The 20,971-nt window shown below is 56.7% G+C and carries 16 protein-coding genes; 12 read left to right on the top strand and 4 right to left on the bottom strand.

The features are described from left to right. Positions 1–21: 21 nt before the first annotated feature. On the top strand, positions 22–738 hold the full coding sequence (gene purC, locus LMS44_RS17670; protein ID WP_022522119.1) for a phosphoribosylaminoimidazolesuccinocarboxamide synthase: 717 nt from the start codon (positions 22–24) through the stop codon (positions 736–738). A 15-nt stretch (positions 739–753) separates the two neighbouring features. On the opposite strand, the gene tsaA is transcribed toward purC, so the two are convergent. Continuing rightward, positions 754–1,491: a tRNA (N6-threonylcarbamoyladenosine(37)-N6)-methyltransferase TrmO gene (tsaA, locus tag LMS44_RS17665; RefSeq protein WP_027958660.1), complete on the bottom strand. Its 738-nt coding sequence runs from the start codon at positions 1,489–1,491 to the stop codon at positions 754–756. Positions 1,492–1,631: 140 nt separating this feature from the next. Between tsaA and LMS44_RS17660 the strand changes: the two genes are divergently transcribed. After that, entirely contained in the window at positions 1,632–2,156 is a 525-nt protein-coding gene (locus LMS44_RS17660; RefSeq protein WP_022522121.1) for a GNAT family N-acetyltransferase, read from the top strand. A 3-nt stretch (positions 2,157–2,159) separates the two neighbouring features. Here LMS44_RS17660 and nadC read toward each other — a convergent pair whose 3' ends face one another. Next, the gene (gene nadC / locus LMS44_RS17655; protein ID WP_041159389.1) at positions 2,160–3,014 is read right to left on the bottom strand and encodes a carboxylating nicotinate-nucleotide diphosphorylase; all 855 of its coding nucleotides are present in this window, start codon (positions 3,012–3,014) and stop codon (positions 2,160–2,162) included. Between the two features lie 112 nt (positions 3,015–3,126). Here nadC and ampD point away from each other — a divergent pair, with 112 nt between their 5' ends. From ampD to LMS44_RS17620, 7 genes are all read left to right on the top strand, one after another. Next, complete coding sequence (gene ampD, locus LMS44_RS17650; RefSeq protein WP_022522123.1) at positions 3,127–3,708, top strand: 1,6-anhydro-N-acetylmuramyl-L-alanine amidase AmpD; 582 nt, start codon at positions 3,127–3,129, stop codon at positions 3,706–3,708. Between the two features lie 405 nt (positions 3,709–4,113). Continuing rightward, entirely contained in the window at positions 4,114–6,786 is a 2,673-nt protein-coding gene (aceE, locus tag LMS44_RS17645) for a pyruvate dehydrogenase (acetyl-transferring), homodimeric type (protein WP_009287423.1), read from the top strand. Between the two features lie 58 nt (positions 6,787–6,844). Further along, complete coding sequence (aceF, locus tag LMS44_RS17640) at positions 6,845–8,890, top strand: pyruvate dehydrogenase complex dihydrolipoyllysine-residue acetyltransferase (RefSeq protein ID WP_498945885.1); 2,046 nt, start codon at positions 6,845–6,847, stop codon at positions 8,888–8,890. 272 nt (positions 8,891–9,162) lie between these two features. Next, complete coding sequence (gene adk, locus LMS44_RS17635; RefSeq protein WP_498945883.1) at positions 9,163–9,816, top strand: nucleoside monophosphate kinase; 654 nt, start codon at positions 9,163–9,165, stop codon at positions 9,814–9,816. 142 nt (positions 9,817–9,958) lie between these two features. Continuing rightward, on the top strand, positions 9,959–10,657 hold the full coding sequence (gene tsaB, locus LMS44_RS17630) for a tRNA threonylcarbamoyladenosine biosynthesis protein TsaB (RefSeq protein ID WP_498945881.1): 699 nt from the start codon (positions 9,959–9,961) through the stop codon (positions 10,655–10,657). Next, on the top strand, positions 10,654–11,373 hold the full coding sequence (locus LMS44_RS17625; RefSeq protein WP_022522128.1) for a class I SAM-dependent methyltransferase: 720 nt from the start codon (positions 10,654–10,656) through the stop codon (positions 11,371–11,373). The genes tsaB and LMS44_RS17625 overlap by 4 nt, the downstream gene beginning before the upstream one ends. A gap of 40 nt (positions 11,374–11,413) precedes the next feature. Further along, positions 11,414–12,535 (top strand): phospholipase D-like domain-containing protein, encoded by a 1,122-nt coding sequence (locus LMS44_RS17620; RefSeq protein WP_159177291.1) that lies wholly within the window; start codon positions 11,414–11,416, stop codon positions 12,533–12,535. 49 nt (positions 12,536–12,584) lie between these two features. Here LMS44_RS17620 and LMS44_RS17615 read toward each other — a convergent pair whose 3' ends face one another. Continuing rightward, positions 12,585–13,244 carry a YecA/YgfB family protein gene (locus LMS44_RS17615; RefSeq protein ID WP_022522130.1) on the bottom strand — a complete coding sequence of 220 codons (660 nt, stop codon included), beginning with the start codon at positions 13,242–13,244 and terminating at the stop codon, positions 12,585–12,587. A gap of 63 nt (positions 13,245–13,307) precedes the next feature. On the opposite strand from LMS44_RS17615, the gene LMS44_RS17610 reads away from it, so the two are divergent. From LMS44_RS17610 to LMS44_RS17600, 3 genes are all read left to right on the top strand, one after another. Further along, positions 13,308–13,856 (top strand): SprT family zinc-dependent metalloprotease, encoded by a 549-nt coding sequence (locus LMS44_RS17610; protein ID WP_027958146.1) that lies wholly within the window; start codon positions 13,308–13,310, stop codon positions 13,854–13,856. A 193-nt stretch (positions 13,857–14,049) separates the two neighbouring features. Next, positions 14,050–15,999, top strand: a complete 1,950-nt coding sequence (gene acs / locus LMS44_RS17605) for an acetate--CoA ligase (protein ID WP_159177290.1) — start codon at positions 14,050–14,052, stop codon at positions 15,997–15,999. Between the two features lie 276 nt (positions 16,000–16,275). Further along, positions 16,276–16,938, top strand: a complete 663-nt coding sequence (locus LMS44_RS17600) for a response regulator (RefSeq protein WP_007113812.1) — start codon at positions 16,276–16,278, stop codon at positions 16,936–16,938. Between the two features lie 38 nt (positions 16,939–16,976). On the opposite strand, the gene LMS44_RS17595 is transcribed toward LMS44_RS17600, so the two are convergent. Further along, positions 16,977–20,918 (bottom strand): hybrid sensor histidine kinase/response regulator, encoded by a 3,942-nt coding sequence (locus tag LMS44_RS17595; RefSeq protein WP_027958145.1) that lies wholly within the window; start codon positions 20,916–20,918, stop codon positions 16,977–16,979. Positions 20,919–20,971: the final 53 nt, after the last annotated feature.

The raw sequence follows: 20,971 nt of genomic DNA, 5'->3' as shown, positions 1-20,971 counted from the left end.
TTGACCCCTTACGGAGCCCCCATGGAAAAGCGCCAAGAACTCTACGCCGGTAAGGCGAAATCTGTGTACACCACCGACGATCCGGATTTGTTGGTGCTCAATTTTCGTGATGACACCAGCGCCTTCGATGGCAAAAAAGTCGAGTCGCTGGCCCGCAAGGGAATGGTCAATAACATCTTTAACGCCTTCATTATGGAGCGGCTGCAGGAAGCGGGCATCCCCACCCACTTTGAAAAACAGCTCTCCAACACTGAGAGTCTGGTCAAAAAGATGCAGATGATCCCGGTGGAGTGTGTGGTGCGCAATATCGCTGCGGGTGGGTTGGTAAAACGTCTCGGCGTTGAAGAGGGGATTGCACTGACGCCACCCACCTTCGAGTTGTTTCTGAAGAACGACGAGAAGGGCGACCCGATGATCAATGAGTCGCTGGCGGAGACTTTCGGTTGGGCAACGCCTGAGCAGTTAGCCAAGATGAAGGTGCTGACCTTCAAGGTTAACCATATCCTCAAAGCGCTGTTTGCTGAGGGCGATATGCTACTGGTGGATTACAAACTTGAGTTTGGTGTATTCAAAGGCGAGGTGGTGCTGGGGGATGAGTTCTCTCCGGATGGTTGCCGTCTTTGGGACGCCAACACCCGTGAGAAGCTCGATAAAGACCGCTTCCGTCAGGGGTTGGGCGGTGTGATTGAGGCGTATGAGGAAGTTGGCCGCCGTTTGGGCATTACCTTTCCTGCTTAAGCCGGCGCGTCAGATTTATTGCTCGGCGTAAGGTTCGATAGCCATCACCTCCAAGGTGGTGGCTTCGCCATTTTGGCGAGGGCAAAACTTAACGTCCACGTCGCGCAGACGTACGCCGTAAAGACGCTCAGAATCCCTGTCCTTTTGTTTATAGGCGGGCCTGGGGTCTTGGCTGAGTACCTGCTCAATTAATGCCAGCAGTGTGGCGCTGTCGTGGCGCTGAGCAAGCGTATCCAGTGCCGCTTGATGAAAGGTGACGTCCATGAGTGGCGGTGTTTCAGGGGCGAAACCGGCCAGTGCGTTAGGCTCGGATTCGGCCCAGGGCAGGTAGGGTTTGATATCAATCACTGGGGTGCCGCTGACTAAATCGCAGCCCTGGAGCTGCAGCGTAACGCCGTGCTGGGTGTCGATACCGACTAATCTCACCAGTGAGAGCCCCAGGCGGTTAGGGCGGTGGGTGCTGCGACTGGCAAAAACCCCCACCTTTTTATTGCCCCCCAGGCGCGGCGGCCTTACCAGCGGCGACCAGCGCTCGGGGCTTTGATGAAAAATAAAGCTCAGCCACAGGTGGCTGAAGTCTTCCAAACCGCGCACCGCGAGTGGATCGTTGTAGGGCGCAGTGAGTACAAGCCGGGCATCGGCCGCAGGGGCGAGCCCCGGCTGGCGGGGAATACCGAATTTATCGGGGTAGTCGCTAACCACATGACCAATGGGCGTCAGCGTAAAGTGCTCGCTGTTAGGGGCATCGTCCATCACACTGCCTTCTGCTGGGGTTGATTCGCGTAGAATTGATCCAAGTAGTATAAAGCAGGCCAATGGCTTAAGCGTGACCAAATGGGGCGTGATCGAATGTGTCTTGATCAAATGATAGCTGAACAGCTCAGAGGTGACGCATGACCAATACCGAGGAGCAGCAAGCGCCAACCAGTACGCGAATAACCTATCGCGCGGCGCTAGCACGGGATGCCGCCGACCAAGCGGAAGTGTTTTATCACGCTGTTATGCAGGGAGCGGCCACGCATTACACGCTGGATGAGCGGCGTGCGTGGGCCAATGCGTTGCCCCGCGAAGGCAGTGCATGGGGAGTGCGCCAAGCGCTCTACACAACCTTAGTGGCTACCTGTGATGGTCGCTGCGTGGGGTTCCTGGAGTTGGATTTAGTCGCTGGGCGGGTTGAAACACTCTACGTATGGCCCTCATTAGCCGGTCGCGGTATCGGTACCACGCTGCTGGTACATGCCGAACGGCTGCTGCTTGAGCAGGGAAAGGGGCAAATCGAGATAGAGGCGAGTTCAATGCTCTATGAGCGCCTGCTGCGCCGTGGTTGGAAAAACCACGGCGAGGAGTGGGTCGAGCGAAGCGGGGAGCGACTGCTGCGTTATAAACTTTCCAAATCGCTTAATGCTGTCGAAACCTAATCATCAAACGCTATAGCTGCGGGTAATGCGCATGGAAAGATCGATCGAGGCGATGTCCTTGGTCAGTGCGCCGCTCGATATACAGTCAACACCGGTATCGGCAATTGCCCGCAGGGTGGCAGCATCCACATTGCCTGAAGCTTCCAGGGTGGCTCGGCCGCCGTTAATTTCCACGGCAACGTGCAGGTCTTCGATGGCGAAATTGTCGAGCATGACAATATCAGCACCCGCGGCCAATGCCTGATCCAGCTCTTCAAAGGTTTCTACCTCGACTTCCACGGGCAGGTCGTTGGCTAACTTGCGCGCTTGCGCAACCGCCGCTTGAATGCCTCCACAGGCGGCAATATGGTTCTCTTTGATCAAAAACGCGTCCCATAGGCCAATGCGGTGGTTGTGGCCGCCGCCGCAGGTGACCGCATATTTCTGCGCCAAGCGCATGCCGGGCAGCGTTTTACGCGTATCAAGCAGGCGAACGCCGGTGTCTTCAATCAGGTCGACATATGCGCGGGTGGCGGTGGCGGTGGCAGACAGCGTTTGCAATACGTTAAGCGCCGCCCGCTCGCCGGTAAGCAGGACACGGGCGGGGCCCTCCAGGGTTAAGAAACACTGTTCAGCCTCTAGCTTATCGCCGTCAGCGGCGTGCCAGGTCAGGCTTACCCGACTATCCAGGCGGCGAAACAGCTCATCTACCCAGGGTGCGCCACACAGCACTGCGGTTTCACGGGTAATTACGTCGGCGCAGGCCCACTGGTGTTCAGGGATCAATTGCGCGGTAATATCACCTGGGCCAACGTCTTCTGACAGCAAGCGGGCGGCGCTGGCGCGGATTTCTTCAGCAAGAGCGGATTGATAATGCATGGCCGTGAATTCCCTGAACGTCGTCTTCGATGACGTGCATTGTAGTGAAAAACAGCGGTGAAGGTGAAAGAGAACAGAGAAAGAAAGCGCTAACGTAAAGGAGCCCTTGCCAGTGGAAAATAAACAACCCCTTGACGGGTGGTGGGAAAGCGCGCGTAAAGTCGTTTCACCGAACTGTGACCCTCGGCCCACCGGTGAGGTGTCGTTGCTAGTGATTCATGCGATCAGTCTTCCGCCTGGTCAGTTTAGTGGTAATGCTATTGAAGCGCTATTTACCAATCAATTGGCGGTAGACGAACATCCATTTTTCGCCGAAATTGCCCACTTAAGAGTCTCCGCACACCTGCTTATCCGTCGCGATGGTGAGTGCGTGCAGTTTGTTGATACAGATCAGCGTGCTTGGCATGCTGGGCGCTCCAACTGGTGGGATGCTCGCCAGCTAAGCTGGCGAAAGGCGCTCAACGATTTCTCGGTGGGGATTGAACTTGAAGGGGATGACGTTACCCCCTATCGCAAAGCACAGTATGACACTCTGGTGGAAGCAGTGGTGTGGCTAATGGCGCGCAACCCTCAGCTAGATAGCAGTCGTATTACCAGCCATGCCCATGTGGCGCCGCTGCGCAAAACGGATCCTGGTCCGGCGTTTGATTGGGCGTATTTCCAGCAACTGCTGACATCGCGTGTTGAGCGTTAGCGGTTCGATTACGTTTTTCCCTGTGTGCTAAGTATTTCACTAATAACGCAATAAAACGGTAGTTTAATTACATCGGATGACTATTTGGTCGCAATGGCAAATGCTCTATGAATTGCTTATGTTGCAGTGCAATAGTTTGTTTTCGATAGGCTTTTCCGCTGCGACGGAATTGGCAGCGTGGCGACTTTGAGGTATCTTCGCCTATACAAAAGGCTAACTTCTAACAGAATTGTGTAGCTTTACTACATCAATAGTTACGTAGCTTGTTGAATGTAGAGCTAAAACCCCTATCCGGCGTTTAATCACCGGCTGAATGTTGGCGCGTGGTGTAGTGCCACGCCGCCGCCCCAGGCCCTTCAGGGTAGCGGGGATTTTTGTCATTTATCGTCATTCGGAGAGACCTCTATGAGTCTGGAGACAAGAGAAGATCTCGATCCGATCGAAACCACGGAATGGATTGATTCCCTGGAATCGGTATTGGATCGTGAGGGCGAAGATCGTGCCCGCTACCTGATGACCCGCCTGGCGGATCGCCTGCGCCGGGACGGCATGAAGGTGCCCTTCTCGGTGACGACCCCGCACCGTAATACGATCCCGGTTCACCGCGAAGCACCGATGCCTGGCGACCTGTTCATGGAGCGCCGTATCCGCTCCTTGATCCGTTACAACGCCATTGCCCAGGTGATTCGTAATAACCGCGCCAAGCCGGGCCTGGGTGGCCACATTGCCAGTTTTATGTCCTCGGCCACCCTGTATGACGTGGGCTTTAACCACTTCTTCCGCGCGCCTCAGGGCGATTTTGCCGGTGACCTGATTTATATTCAGGGCCACGTAGCACCGGGCATCTACGCACGTTCCTATTTGGAAGGGCGTCTATCGGAAGAGCAGATGGACAGGTTCCGCCAGGAAGTCGATGGCGATGGCCTCTCGTCCTACCCGCACCCGTGGTTAATGCCGGACTACTGGCAGTTCCCCACGGTCTCCATGGGGCTTGGCCCGATTCAGGCTATCTATCAAGCGCACGTGATGAAGTACCTGCATCACCGTGAGCTGAAGGATATGTATGACCGCAAGATCTGGTGCTTCATGGGCGACGGCGAGTGTGACGAGCCGGAATCCCTGGGCGCCATTTCACTGGCCGGTCGCGAAAACCTCGACAACCTGATCTTCGTCATCAACTGCAACCTGCAGCGCCTTGACGGCCCTGTACGCGGCAACTCGCGGGTGATGGACGAATTCGAAGGCGTCTTCCGTGGCGCGGGCTGGAACGTGATCAAGGTCGTCTGGGGGCGTCACTGGGATCCGCTGTTCGAGAAGGATAAGAAAGGCATCCTTCAGAAACGCATGGACGAAGCGGTCGACGGCGAGTACCAGAACTACAAAGCCAACGGCGGCGCTTACACCCGTGAGCACTTCTTTGGCAAATATCCAGAAACCGAGGCGATGGTCAAAGACCTCTCCGACGAAGATATCTGGAAGCTCAACCGCGGTGGCCACGATCCGTTCAAGGTTTACGCGGCGTATAACGAGGCGGTTAACACCTCCAACGGCAAGCCCACGGTCATCCTGGCGCACACCGTTAAAGGTTACGGTATGGGTAGCGGCGATGGCGAAGCGGCCAACGAAGCGCACCAGGTCAAGAGCATGGAGTATGAAGCGCTCAAGACCTTCCGCGATCGCTTCGGTATTCCGTTAACCGACGAGCAGCTCAAAGACGTGCCGTACTACAAGCCGGAAGACGACTCTCCCGAGCTCAAGTACATGCACCTGCAGCGCGAGCGTCTGGGCGGCTACCTACCCAGCCGTCAAAGCGACTTCGAAGCCCTGGAGATCCCCAGCCTCGAAGACAAGACCTTTGCCTCGCAAATGGGCGGCTCGAAAGGGCGTGAAGTCTCGACCACCATGGCGTTTGTGCGGGTGCTTAACGGCCTGGTCAAAGATAAGACGCTGGGCAAGAAGGTGGTGCCGATTATCCCTGACGAAGCGCGTACCTTCGGTATGGAAGGCATGTTCCGTCAGTTGGGTATCTACACCTCGGAAGGTCAGAAGTACGAGCCAGTGGATAAAGGCCAGATCATGTTCTACCGCGAGGATCAGAAAGGTCAGATCCTCGAAGAGGGCATTACCGAAGCGGGCGCCATGTCGGCCTGGATCGCCGCGGCGACCTCCTACAGCAACAACAACGTCACGCTGCTGCCGTTCTACATCTACTACTCGATGTTTGGCTTCCAGCGTATCGGCGATCTGGCCTGGGCGGCGGGTGACCTGCAAGCCCGTGGCTTTATGGTCGGCGGCACCGCAGGGCGCACCACGCTTAACGGCGAAGGTCTGCAGCACCAGGATGGTCACAGCCTGATTCAGGCGTCTACCATCCCCAACTGCCGCAGCTACGACCCGACCTATGCCCATGAAGTCGCCGTGATTCTGCAGGATGGCCTGAAGCGCATGTTCACCGACAAGGAGAACTGCTTCTACTACCTGACGGTGATGAACGAGAACTACGAGCACCCGGCGCTGGAAAACGTGCCCGCCGACGATATCGTCAAAGGCATGTACCTGCTGCGCGAAACCAAAGGTGACAAGGGCCGCGTTCAACTGCTCGGTTCCGGCACTATTCTGCGCGAAGTGGAAGCGGCTGCTGAGTTGCTCGAGAACGATTGGGGCATCGGCGCCGACATCTGGAGCGTGACCAGCTTTAACGAGCTGCGTCGTGAAGCGCTGCTGCTGGATCGTGAAGCCTTCCTGAACCCAGACGCCGAGGCCAACAAGCCTCACGTCACACAGTGCCTGGAAGGGCGCGACGGCCCGGTGATCGCGTCGACCGACTACATGAAGCTGTATGCCGATCAAGTGCGTGCCTGGGTACCGGGTGACTACACTGTACTGGGTACCGATGGCTTTGGCCGTTCAGACACCCGCGAGAAGCTGCGCTACTTCTTCGAAGTAGATCGCTACTTCGTGACCGTGGCGGCGCTACGTGCGCTGGCTGAGCGTGGCGAGATTGATCGCAAGCAGGTTGGTGAAGCGCTTAAGAAGTACGGCATTGATGCCCATAAGCCTAACCCGCTGACTAGCTAAACCGCTGACCGGTGGGCGGTGGCCCACCGGCTCGATCCGATTTGGAAGGAGCGCGACCTTGAGTAGCGAAATCATCAAAGTTCCCGATATCGGCGGCGATACCGATGTCGAAATCATCGAGATTGCGGTGTCAGAAGGCGACGTCATTGAAGCGGAAGACACCCTAATCACGCTGGAATCCGACAAAGCCAGCATGGACGTACCGGCCCCGAAAGGCGGCAAGGTACTCAAAGTGCTGGTCAAAGAAGGCGATAGCGTCTCGGAAGGGGACGATATCGTTGAGCTGGAAGTCGAAGGTGGTGGCGACGAGCAGCAAGAGAAGAAGCAAGAGAGCTCGTCTGACAGCCAGCCTGAAGAGGCCCCAGCGAAGCAAGAGAAACCCAAAGAGCCGTCTCAAGAGCAGAAGCCCGCGGCTAAAAAGTCAGCCGGCGGTAAGCAGACGGTGGATATCAAAGTGCCCGATCTCGGCGGCTCGGACAGCGTCGAAATTATCGAAGTCGCGGTCAGCGAAGGCGATGAGGTTGAGGCCGAAGACACCTTGATCACGTTGGAGTCTGACAAAGCCTCCATGGACGTGCCCAGCCCCCACAGCGGTAAGATCGTCAGCTTTACCGTGAAAGAGGGCGACACGGTGTCTGAAGGCGATGTGATCGGCCAGATGGAGATCGTCGGCGAAGGCGGCGACAGCGAAGACGCATCGGAAGAGAGCTCTTCTCCAGAACCGTCCTCTAGCCAAGCCAGTAGCGAGCCGGAAGAAACGGCTGAAGATGATCAGGAAGAGGCCGCCAGTGGCGAGCCGGAGCGCAAAGAGATTCGCGTACCGGATCTTTCTGGCTCCTCTGACGTGCCGATTATCGAGATCGGCGTAGCGGCGGGTGACGAAGTCAATGAAGAAGACCCGTTGATTACCCTAGAGTCTGATAAAGCCTCTATGGACGTGCCCAGCCCCTACAAAGGCAAGCTTCTTGAGCTGACCGTTAAAGAGGGCGACACCGTCTCTGAAGGCGATGTGATCGGCTATATGGAAGTGGCGGGTGCCAAAAAAGCGGCACCGAAAAAGGCCGCACCAGAAAAAGCCTCGCAGAGCAGTGACGGCAAGGACAGCGCTAAACCGTCTGAATCTCCGGCCGGTACCCCCAGCCCGGAAGCACAGATGGCTGCCCATAAGCCCCGGGATGGCAAGCTGGTGCACGCCGGCCCTGCGGTACGCATGCTGGCTCGTGAACTAGGCGTCGACCTGGGACTCGTTAAACCCAGCGGCCCGAAAGATCGCGTGCTCAAAGAGGACGTACAGTCCTATGTGAAGCAGGCGATTGCCAATCAGGGTAAAGCCCAGCCCGGCGCGGCAGCCGCGGCTACTGGCGGCGCGGGGATTCCGCCCATTCCGGAAGTCGACTTCAGCCAGTTTGGTGAAGTGGAAGAGAAGCCGATGGGGCGTCTGCTCAAGATGGGCGCGACCAACCTGCACCGCAGTTGGCTCAATGTGCCCCATGTCACGCAGTTCGATGAAGCGGACATCACCGAGCTGGAAGCTTTCCGTAAGGCGATGAAAGCAGAGGCTGAAGCCCAGGGCGCCAAACTGACGCCGCTGCCGTTTATGGTCAAGGCCTGCGCCTTTGCGCTGCGTAAATTCCCGCAGTTCAATGTCAGTCTGAAGGGTGACGGTGAAACCCTGGTATGGAAGAACTACGTCCATATCGGTATTGCCGTGGATACGCCTGACGGTCTGATGGTGCCAGTAGTGCGCAACGCCGATAACAAATCCTTGATCGAGATTGCCAAGGAGATGGCGGAGCTAGGCAAGAAAGCCCAGACCAAAAAGCTCAAGCGCGACGAGATGACCGGTGGCTGCTTCACCATTTCGAGCCTCGGTTCGATTGGTGGCACGGCGTTTACACCGATCGTTAACGCGCCGGAAGTGGCCATTCTGGGCGTGTCCAAAGCACAGATGAAGCCGGTTTGGGATGGCAGCGCCTTCCAGCCGCGCCTGATGATGCCGCTGTCGCTCTCCTACGATCACCGTGCGATCAACGGCGCCGATGCGGCACGCTTTACCGCCTTCCTGGCCGATGTGCTCACCGACATTCGTCGCTTACTGCTGTAATTGGTAGCGATGTGCTTTCACAAGCGGCGCCCCTAGGGGCGCCGCTTGTGTTTACTAAACGTAAATGCTGCCTAAACCTCTCGCAGGGCGACCAAAGTGGTAGATTTAGGGCATTTGGCTGTTTTAATTTAAAAAAATTGAAACAAAAGCGGGTTTCTCAGGCTTTTGGGGAGTTGTGTCGCTTGAGAGGCGCGGTTATTGTCAGTTAACAGAATTCACATACTCATTTTTCGAACTCTTTTTTCATACCAAGAACTTCAAGGAGCAGTGCCATGCGTTTAATCCTGTTGGGTGCCCCCGGCGCGGGGAAGGGGACTCAAGCTCAGTTTATTTGTGAGCAATTTAAGATTCCTCAGATTTCCACCGGGGATATGCTGCGCACGGCCATTAAAGATGGCACTGAGCTGGGCCTGAAAGTAAAAGAGATCATGAACAGCGGTGGCTTGGTGTCTGACGATATCATTATTGACCTGGTCAAAGAGCGCATCAGCCAGCCCGACTGCGAAAACGGCTTTCTGTTCGATGGTTTCCCACGCACGATCCCCCAGGCCGACGCCATGAAAGAGGGCGGCGTTAAGCTGGATCACGTGGTGGAAATTGCCGTACCCGATGAAGAGATCGTCAGTCGTTTGGCGGGACGCCGTGTGCATCAGGCATCGGGCCGGGTTTATCACGTTGAGCACAATCCGCCCAAAGAGCCAGGCAAGGATGATGTGACCGGTGAAATGCTTATTCAGCGTGAAGACGACCAAGAGTCCACGGTGCGTAATCGCCTATCCGTTTACCACGATCAAACGGCCCCGCTGGTCGATTACTATCAGCAGTGGGCCAAGCAGGATCCCCAGAGCGCGCCCCAGTACCACCGTATTGAAGGCGTTGGCAGCGTGACGGATATTACCCGCCAGGTTAAAGAAGCCCTTAGTTGATAAGAACCTTCAACTGATATAGAGCCTTCAGCTAACAACAGCGTTTTACGCCTTTGCCGATGGCCCGCTTAAAGCGGGCCATCGTCGTATTAGCATGACAAAGGTATAATGCCGCAACCTTTCTTTCGAGTGGCTACTTGCTATGCCGTTACATCTGCTTGCCCTGGACGCCTCTTCAAGCGCTTGTTCTGCAGCCTTACTGCGCCAGGGCGATTCGGGCACTGAGTGCCTGGCGCGCTTCGAGATGACGCCTCGCGCCCATACCCGTCGGTTGTTACCTATGGTGGACGAAGTGCTTGCCGAAGCGCAGGTAACCCCTTCCCAGCTTGATGCCGTAGCGTTTGGCCGAGGGCCGGGTTCGTTTACCGGACTGCGTATCGCGGCGGGGGCAGCCCAGGGGTTGGCGTTTGGTTTGGACTGCCCGTTGCTGGGGGTGTCTACTTTGGAGGCGCTGGCCCTTCAGGCCCATCGCCGCTATCACCTCCGCCACGTGGTGACTGCCTTAGATGCCCGCATGGGCGAGGTATACGCCGCGACGTGGCACTGCCTTAAAGATACCATCACACCGATGAGCGCCGAGGCGGTGCAGGCCCCTGAAGCACTTCGCCTGCCAGGCGACGAAACCGACTGGGTAGGTGTAGGCAGCGGCTTTACGCTGTGGGAGCGCTTCACTGTCGATTTGCAGTTGAGCATGCCTCAGCATTTGGATGATTTAGAGCCCCGCGCCGAAGAGATGGCGTGGCTGGCGGCGCGTGATTTTGCCGCTGGGTTGGGGCAGGCCGCGCACTTGGTTCAGCCGGTTTATCTGCGCAACGACGTTGCCTGGAAAAAGCCCGCATGAGCGATGTTGAGGCCGATGTTGAGAGCATCGTTCTGCCTGACGGCCTGCGCTTGGTGCAGGGCGATGAGGGGTTGGCGCTGGTCGGTGATGAAAAACGCTACGGCAAGCCGCTCAGCGTTGATTTTGTGGCGGGCAAAGCGGCCCATCGGCGCCGCTTTGGTGGTGGGCGTGGTCAGCTGGTCGCAAAGGCCTGTGGGCTTTCCAAGGGCGTGACGCCCTGCATCGTTGATGCTACGGCAGGGTTGGGGCGGGATGCGTTTGTATTGGCCAGCCTAGGTGCCCAGGTGTTGTTAATTGAGCGGGTTGCAGCGATTGCAGCGCTGCTGGAGGATGGCCTGAAACGTGCCTCCAGGCATAGCGATACAGTGGATATTGTTGCCCGCATGACACTGCGTCATGGGGATGCGGCTCAATCCCTGGCTGAACTGGTTGCCAGTGCTCACTTTTCACCGCAGGTGATACACCTGGATCCGATGTTTCCCCATCGTGAGAAATCAGCGTTGGTGAAAAAAGAGATGCGTCTGTTCCGCGAGTTGGCTGGTGATGATAACGATGCCCCGCGATTACTAGAAGCGGCGTTGGATGTGGCCACTCATCGCGTGGTGGTTAAGCGCCCCCGTAAGGCGCCGCCTATTGCGGGGCCAGTGCCGCAACATACCCTTGAGGGTAAAACCAGCCGCTACGATCTGTATGTACATCGCTCATTAGCACGGTAGCTCGTTAGTGTACTTATCAGTGGCTAAGCAAGGAGCACCCATGCAGAACGCGTGGCGAGAAGGTAATCGATTTACGCTGCTGCCGGAGGCCTCACGCTTTCTGCCCGCTATGTTTGAAGCGGTGCATAATGCGCGGCACTATGTGCTGGTAGAGCTCTACTTGATGGAATCAGGGGAGCTTGCAGATCAAGTCATTGAGGTATTGACTGATGCAGCGCAGCGCGGTGTTCGCGTCTGTTTACTGCTGGATGGCTATGGCTCGATGGGTCTCTCCGGGAGTGATCGCCAGCGCCTGAAGCAGGGCGATGTTCAGCTGCGCTTTTTTAACCCCATCGGTTTCCACTCTTTAGCGCTGAACCTGAGCCGTGACCATCGCAAAATAATGGTTATTGACGGCGAGCTGGCGTTCACCGGTGGCTTTGGCGCGGTGGATGAGTTTTTGAATGCCTGGTACGAAATTGCCCTGCGTATTGAAGGGCCGGTGGTGGCCGATTGGGAACTGCTGTTTCGGCGCCTATGGCATTCGCGGCTGACCCGCGTCGAGAAGGGCGATAGACGCGTGGCGGCTCTCCCAGAGCGTCGTGAGCCTCAGGCGCTTACCAATGGCGTGCCTGGGCGGGCGATGTCGGCGCGTGGCTATCGTTATCAAGCGATTCGCCACTCATTGCATTATCGGGTCAGCCAGGTAAATGAACGACTCTGGTTATGCACACCCTATTTTGTGCCCACCTTTGCCCTGCGTCGGCGTTTGGTTCGGGCGGCTCGCAGAGGGATAGACGTACGCTTACTGCTACCGGGGGCAAAGCATGATCATCCCAGCGTTCGCTTTGCCGGTCAGCGCTTTTATCACACCATGCTCAAGGCTGGGGTGCGCATTTTTGAGTTTCAGCCGACCTTTATCCACGCCAAATTTGTGCTCGCCGATGAGTGGGTGAGCATTGGTTCGTGTAACTTTGACCACTGGAATCTGCACTGGAACCTAGAGGCAAACCAGGAAGCAATGGATCCGAAGCTCGCGGCGGACGTGCGCGAACTGTTCGAGCGAAACTTTGCCGCCAGCCAGGAGGTAGACGCCGCGGCCTGGGCGGCGCGCCCCTGGAGGCAGCGCGCCCGTGAGTGGATCTATGGCGTGCTGGATGCCGTTGTAACGCGACTTAAATAAGAGTAACGCGACTTAAATAGTGTCTACGCTAACTACTTAGCCTAAGCACCTAGCGCTTTTTACCTTTTGCAGGCGTTTTTTTACGCGGTTTGGGTTTGGGCGTTTCCGGTGGCACGCGGTAATGCAGGTAAAGATCCAAAACCAGTTCCGGCAACTGCACTACCAGCGACTCCTGGCGTTCTTGATCTTTAGCCAGCTCGGCCAAGTCCGGCTCATCGTCGAACAGCCCGGAGAGCAGCATAAACGGCAGCAGCAGGGCGGCTGCGGCCTCTTCATCGTCCTGGAACCAAGCGCTCTCGTCGCTGAAGACGCCTTCCATAAAGCCCGCACACCAGTCGCCTATGGGGGTTTCCTCGGCGGGTTCTCCTCCCAACGTTAGTTCAAACGGCAGTTCCGGTAAGCCGCCTTGCTCGAGTACCGCCACCGCGTTGTCGCGTAACAGTGTGAGCAGGGTAATAATCTCATCACGCTCGGCGTCATCGGCGTAGCGAGGCTCACCCTGAAACAGCTCAGTCAGCCACTGGGTCGCCGGTACTTCGCTGGGTGCCACGGCAAGGGCCACTAAAAAGCCATGGGTGGAAATAAGATCCAGGGCGTCTTCATCGACTTGATCCGAGTCAAGGAAGTCGTCCAATCTATCCAACTGCTCATCCTCGAGCAGTGGCTGCGGTGGCGTGTTCGTTTCAGGCGTATCGCTGCGCTCTGCCATGAGTAAAGCCTCGTTAATACAAACGTTCATCAATGGTTACCTATAACGGCTAGTTTATCACTAATGAAGACGTCACCACTGCCTCCTTGGCCTGCCACTGAATTGGCGGCTATGTCGGAAACAGAGTTGCATCAGGCCGCGCGAGTTCGCGTCGAACAAGCGTGGCAGCGCTGCTGTGAAGTGTGCCCAGCGCTGCCAGCCCCAAATGTGTGGTTTAACCTGCGCGGCGCTTCGGCCGGCCAGGCGCATCTTGGCCACGGCGGGTTACGCTTGAACCCGGTGTTACTGAGAGAGAACCGCACGGCGTTTTTTGATGAGGTGATTCCCCACGAAATGGCTCACTGGCTGGTGTTTCATTTGGACAACGGCCCGCGTTTAAAACCCCACGGCCGCGAGTGGAAAACGGTCATGCGCGACCTTTTTGGTTTAGTTCCCAGTGTTACCCATCGGTTTGATATTAAGCAGGCGCAGTCCGCACCTTATCGTTACCAATGCGATTGCCGCTTTCATCAATTTACCCCAAGACGTCATGCTTTAGTGGTAAACGGGCGTCATTATCGTTGCCGACACTGCGCTAAGACCTTGGTCTACAGGCCGGAAGTCGTCTCGTGATTTGTTTATAAATGTTTGTTTTTTAAATAAAAAATGATAATACCAATGTCTAAAGGGAAGCCTGCGCGAGGAGGTTTATGCTAGGGGAACATTAATGGCAGCCGATACGCCCGATAATGGTCAATAAGCCCATAAATAATCGTATCGACTACAGTTTCTTAGAGAGTGCATTTTCACGGACAGAGGCAATTTTATGAGCGATCAACAGAAGGTCTATCCGGTGCGCGATGATTTCGCCGCCAATGCCTGGGCCGATAAAGCCAAATATGAGGCCATGTACCAGCAGTCGATAGACGACCCGGAAGGCTTCTGGGCTGAGCAAGCCAAACGCCTCGACTGGATTAAAGCGCCCAGCAAAATTAAAAACACCTCCTTTGCGCGTGACAATGTCGATATTCGTTGGTTTGAGGATGGCCTGCTTAACGTCAGCGCCAACTGCCTTGACCGCCATCTGGATAAGCGCGGTGACCAGACAGCGATCATTTGGGAAGGCGACAACCCCGATGAGTCCAAACACATTACTTATCGCGAACTCTATGCACGCACGAACCAGCTAGCCAACGCGCTGAAAGAGCTGGGTATCGGTAAAGGCGATACCGTTACGCTGTATATGCCGATGATTCCCGAAGCCGCCATGGCGATGCTGGCCTGTTCGCGCATCGGGGCCGTTCACTCGGTTGTCTTTGGTGGCTTCTCGCCGGACGCCGTTGCCCAGCGGGTTATTGGCGCCGACTCCAAGCTGGTGATTACCGCTGATGAGTCGGTGCGCGGTGGTAAGCACGTACCGCTGAAAGAGAACGTGGACGCCGCGCTGACCCGTGACGGCACTGATGTGTGCAAAAACGTCCTGGTGGTGAAGCGCACCGGCGGTGAGATCGAGTGGAAAGAGGGTCGCGATGTCTGGTTTGACGAGCTGGTCGACAAGCAGTCCAACGAGTGTGAACCGGAAGCCATGGGCGCCGAAGACCCGCTATTCATTCTCTACACCTCGGGTTCTACCGGTGCGCCTAAAGGCTTGAAGCACACCACCGGCGGCTACCTGACCTACGCCGCCATGACCCACCAGTACGTGTTTGACTATCAAGAGGGTGAAATCTACTGGTGCACCGCGGACGTTGGCTGGGTTACCGGGCACAGCTATATCGTTTATGGCCCCTTGGCCAACGGTGCGACTACCCTGATGTTTGAGGGTGTTCCCAGCTATCCCACCCATGGCCGTATGGGTGATATCGTTGATAAGCACAACGTTAATATTCTCTATACTGCGCCCACCGCGGTGCGTGCTCTGATGGCCCATGGCGAAAACGTCATGGACTCCAGCAAGCGCGATAGCCTGCGGCTGTTGGGCTCCGTGGGCGAACCGATTAACCCGGAAGCCTGGGAGTGGTTCTACCGCGTTATCGGCAACGAAAAATGCCCGATTGTGGATACCTGGTGGCAAACCGAAACCGGCGGCATCATGATTGCGCCGCTGCCGGGCGCTACGCCGCTTAAACCTGGCTCTGCGACCGTACCGTTCTTCGGTGTGAAGCCCGCGCTGGTCGATAACGAAGGCAATAAATTGGAAGGCGCCACTGAAGGCAACCTGGTGATCCTTGACGCCTGGCCGGGTCAGGCGCGCTCTATTTGGGGTGACCACGAGCGCTATGTTCAGACTTACTTCTCGACCTACGACGGTATGTACTTCACGGGTGACGGCTGTCGCCGCGATGAGGATGGCTACTACTGGATCACCGGGCGTGTGGACGACGTGCTGAACGTGTCGGGTCACCGCATGGGCACCGCCGAGATTGAGTCCTCTCTGGTAGCGCACAGCGCCGTTGCAGAAGCAGCCGTTGTTGGTTTCCCGCACGATATTAAGGGACAAGGCATCTATATCTATGTCACCCTGAGTGACGGTATCGAGGCGACAGACGAACTCAAAAAAGAGCTGACCCAGTGGGTGCGCAAAGATATTGGCCCGATTGCTTCTCCGGATGTCATCCAGTGGGCGCCAGGTTTGCCGAAAACCCGCTCGGGTAAAATCATGCGCCGCATTTTGCGCAAGATTGCCGCCAATGAGTGTGATGGTTTGGGTGATACCAGTACGCTGGCCGACCCGTCGGTGGTCGATGAGCTGATTGAGCATCGCGCCAACCAATAATGGCGACAACGCGATAGGCTGTTTAGCCCAATAGAGCTTGTGTGCCGACTCAAAGCCGTGCCGACCTGAGTAGGTCGGCACGGTTGTGTTTATAGAGGCGCGTTTATAGATAAGCGTTTATGGACACGTGTTTCGCTTGTGTGAACGATCTATTATAAATTGTGCATGTGATGCTTGGGCATGATGAAGCCCATGGGGTACCATGCTTCACAACCGTAAGAGCCTAGCGTCGCGGCGGCAGACAACCCCGCTGCTCGAGGAACCGGAGGAATATCCATGGCAGTAGCTCATAAGTTTATCGTCGCTGACGATCACCCGCTGTTTCGTGCAGCGCTGACCCAAGCGTTACGCCAGTTGGCCCCCCAGGCGGAAATTGTCGAAGCGGACACCATGGAAGCCACCACTGACGTGGTGAATCGCCACCCAGATGCCGATTTGATTCTGCTGGATCTGCATATGCCGGGAGCCCATGGCTTCTCTGGTTTGATCCAACTGCGTGGTCAAATGCCTGATATCCCCGTTGCGGTAGTGTCTGGTAGTGATGAACCCTACGTGGTTCGTCGTGCTATTGACTACGGCGCGTCGGGTTTTATCCCTAAATCATCGTCTCTACAACTAATTGCTGAAGCCGTCGGCGAAATTCTGCAGGGCGAGGTGTGGTTACCTGAGGCGTTGGCCAACGTGCTGGAAGAGACCAGCGAAGAAGAGTCGCGTTTTGCCGAGGCGATTGCTTCGCTAACGCCCCAGCAATTCCGCGTCTTGAATATGCTGACCGAAGGCCTGCTGAATAAACAGATTGCTTATGAACTGAGCGTCTCTGAAGCCACGATCAAAGCCCACGTGACCGCGATTCTACGCAAGCTGGGCGTACACTCACGTACCCAGGCGGTTATCGCGGCTCAGAAGCTTGAAGTCGAGCCGCCGAAAGTCGTTTCCTAAGCAAGTAGCAAGCAACGACTGTGTTAACCGCGGCGCGCTTAGCGCGCCGCCCGATTGGCCTGCAACGTGCGCGTCAATAGTGCCCGTAGTGCCGCCGGTTTAACGGGCTTCAGCAGCAGTTGATAACCCGCCCGCTTGATCTCTTCAGCCACCGCTTCGGTACGGTCAGCGGTAATCACAATCCCTGGTACCGCCCCCTCAAAACGTTCGCTGAGTGCTTCCAGCGCCATTAAGCCGGTGACTTCGTTATCCAGGTGGTAGTCCGCCAGAATAGCGTCAGGGTCGCCATCCATATTGCGTAGGATCGATTTGGCCCCGCCGATACTGGTGGCGGTAAACACCTCGCAGCCCCAGCCGCTAAGCATGGCGGTCATGCCTTCCAGAATCAGTGTCTCGTTGTCGATGCATACAATCCGCGTACCGCTCAGCTTATGGCTGCCGCGCCGTGCATGCGGCTCAAGCTCGGTGCTGGTTGACTCGTGGGCGGTGACAATCGGTACGCTAACCGAGAAAACCGCGCCTTTGCCTACCGTCGAGCGTACCTTGATAGGATGATCCAGCACCCGGCTCATACGGTCGGCAATGGAGAGCCCTAGCCCCAGCCCTTTCTCGCTCTCTTTGTGGCGGGAGACCTGATCCAATCGGCGGAATTCCTGAAAAATTTCGCTCAATTTAGACTCGGGAATGCCGGGGCCGCTGTCCCACACTTCAATAGAGAGCCAGCCATTTTGGCGACGGCAGCCCAACAGCACGCGCCCCTCTTGAGTGTAGCGAATCGCATTGGATAAGAAGTTTTGCACGATACGGCGCAGCATTTGAGGATCTGAGTCGACCCAAAGCTGGGTAGGCACGACTTCTAAGTCCAGCCCGCGATCATCCGCCATCACCTCAAATTCGGCGCGTAACGGGCGGAAGATATCCGCTAGGGCAAAGTGACTGCGGCGGGGCGTTAGGGCGCCTGCGTCCAGCTTGGAGATATCCAGCAGGGTGCTTAGCAGTTCCTCCGCGGCCTGCAGCGAGTTATCGATATGGCCAACGATGCGCTGGGTGTCGGTCGTAGTCACGTTCTGCATCAGCGCGGAGGTAAATAGCCGTGCCGCGTTAAGCGGCTGCAGCAAGTCGTGGCTGGCCGCGGCCAAAAAGCGCGTTTTGGAAGCGTTGGCATCTTCTGCGAGCTGCTTAGCCTGGCGCAGGGCGAGCTCTGCCTCGGCGCGTACCCGGTTCTCCTGGCGCAACGCCGCGTTGGCTTCAGAGAGCGCCTGGGTACGCTCACGCACGCGCTCTTCCAGGGTTTCATTGGTCTCTTTAAGGGCAATTTCAGCCTGACGGCGTTCGGTAATATCCTGATAGAGCGCAAAGAAGCCCAGGATCGCCTGGCTGTCACCAAAGTGCGGCGTGTAAGTGACCAGCATATAGCGCATGGCTTCATTCACCCGCAGCGAGACTTCAAAGCTGACCCGTTCGCCGTTCAAGGCTCGTGCGACCCATGGCGCGCGCTCCTCCGCCTGCTTAATTGGCAGCACGTCTTCAAAGCGGCGACCAATGACTGCGTTGCGGTCAATATTGAACGCCTGCTCGTAGGCTCGGTTGGTAAATAGGTAGCGGCACTCTTTGTCGAAGTAGGCAATCAACGCGGGCACGTTATCGGTATAGATACGGATATTGTTTTCCGAGCGAATCAGCGCCTCTTCGATGCGCTTTTGCTGGGTAATATCCTGGTAGGTATACACAAAACCGCCGCCAGGCATTGGGTTGCCCTGCACTTCCAGCACGCTGCCGTCCTGGCGGTAGCGCACATAGCGGTGGGGTTGGCCTTCGCGAATATTGTCAAGCAGTAGCTGCACGTGCTCTTCCGGGTCACCCGGACCATACTCGCCGTTGTGGGCGTTATAGCGAAAGATACGGTCTATGGGGGCGCCAACGCGAATCAGGTGGTCAGGGAAGCGGAAAAGCTCAAGGTAGCGCTGGTTCCACACCACCAGGCGAAGGTTCTGATCGACCACGCTGATGCCCTGGTTAATGTTTTCAATGGTGGCCTGGAGCAGCGCCCGGTTGAACTCCAGCACTTGGGAGGCTTCATCGACAATCGAAATCACATCCGAGATGCCGATACCGCGCCCCTGAAGTGCCGAGTTGACCACGATGCGTGCCGATGAAGCGCCAAGCACTGAAGCCAGAAAGCGTTCAGTGAACTGAATAATATCGATTGAGGCGCGAGTGCCGTCGTCCAGCGGTTTACCCACCCGGCGGGCGTAGTCTTCAAAGGCGCGATCGACCTGGCCCGCGCCTAGAAAACGTTCACAAAGGACTTTTAAATCGCCCACGGTGGTCGCCCCGGTCCAGGGGCGGTTGACCGAGGTCTGGCGTGTTTCCACGCTATCCACGAACAGTGAGGCCTGAATACGCTCGACCACTCGCTGTGAGGTAACTTGGGAAACGAAAATGTAGCAGAACAGGTTTACCCCGAGTGACAGCATCACTCCGTGGGTAAAGCTGTCACCTAAGTTGAGGCCGAATAGCGTCGTGGGCGATAGCCAATTGAGCCCCAACGGGCCGCCGTCAAGCCAGCCAGTCGGCAGCACACCAGCATTGATCATCGCGGGCATAAGCAGGCTATAGGCCCAGATGGCGAAGCCCGCATTCATACCGACAATCACCCCAAGCCGGTTGCCGCGCTTCCAGTAGAGGCCGCCAATCAGCGCTGGGGCAAATTGCGAGGCAGCGGCAAACGAGAGCATGCCAATCGAGGCCAGCGAGGTAAATTCGGCAATCAGCTGGTAGAAGCCGTAGGCCATGGCCAGTACGGCAACAATGGTTAAACGCCGCGCACGTAGCACCAAGCGCCCATAATCCCGTGCCTTGGTATCAAACCAGCGCAGCCGGAACAGCGCCGGGATAACGATTTCGTTGGAGATCATGATCGACACGGCCACGGCGGCGACAATTACCATGCCCGTGGCCGCCGAGAAACCGCCGATAAAGGTGAGTAGCGTTAACCATTGGTGGCCCGAGGCCATGGATAGAGCCAGTACGTAGGTATCGGGCTCTACGCCGCTTTCGGAAAACAGCAGCAGACCAGCGGCGGCTAAGGGCACCACAAAAAAGGCAATGGCCAACAGGTAAAGTGGAAACAGCCAGCGCGCTTTCGTGGCGTCGTCAGGGTGAATGTTTTCCACCACTGCCACATGGAACTGGCGGGGAAGACACAGAATCGCCAGCATCGCGAGCAGCGTTTGGGCCCAGAAACTTTGGCCAAAATCCTGGTTGGCCAGCTGGCGCTGGAGTTCGAGCTGGCTTTCGGCATGCCCCATCAGCTCACCCAGGCCATCAAACATACCCCAGGTAACAAAGGCGCCAAGCACCACGAAGGCGAGCAGCTTGACCAGCGATTCGAATGCCACGGCGTGGATTAAGCCTTCGTGGTGTTCGGTGGCATCGGTGTGGCGGGTGCCGAATAGAATCGCGAAAATTGCCATCACAATGGCCACATAGAAGGCCGTGTCGCCAAACAACGGCGTATGGGTCACATCGGTGGCATCGGTAAGAACGCTAAAAGTAGTGGAAACTGCTTTTAGCTGCAGGGCAATGTAGGGCAGGGTACCGACCAGGGCAACCAGACTGGCAAAGGCGGCCAGCGACTGGGTTTTGCCGTAACGGGAGGCAATAAAATCGGCAATCGAGGTGACGTTTTGATGTTTGGCAACGCGGATCATTTTGGCCAGCACCGGCCAGAAGAGTAAAAACGTTAAAATCGGTCCGACGAAGATGCTCGCAAACGACCATCCCGCGGTGGCTGCCTGGCCAACCGCGCCGTAAAACGTCCACGAGGTGCAGTAAATGGCCAGTGCCAAGCTATAGATGATCGGACGCCGACGGGTGGCGCCGTGGGTACGCGCGCGGCGATCACCGTACCAAGCGATGCCAAATAGAACGGCAATGTAGAGTAACGAAACCGCTACCAGTAGCCCGCCGTGAAACATGCCTTTCTCCCCGCCAGAGTGTTTAACGTGCGCCAGTCAAAAGGCTTCATTCT

This window comes from Halomonas profundus, assembly GCF_020865425.1.
Classification (GTDB): Bacteria; Pseudomonadota; Gammaproteobacteria; order Pseudomonadales; family Halomonadaceae; genus Vreelandella; species Vreelandella titanicae.
Note: the sequence above shows the minus strand (reverse complement) of the source record. Positions and strands in the feature narration are given on the sequence as shown.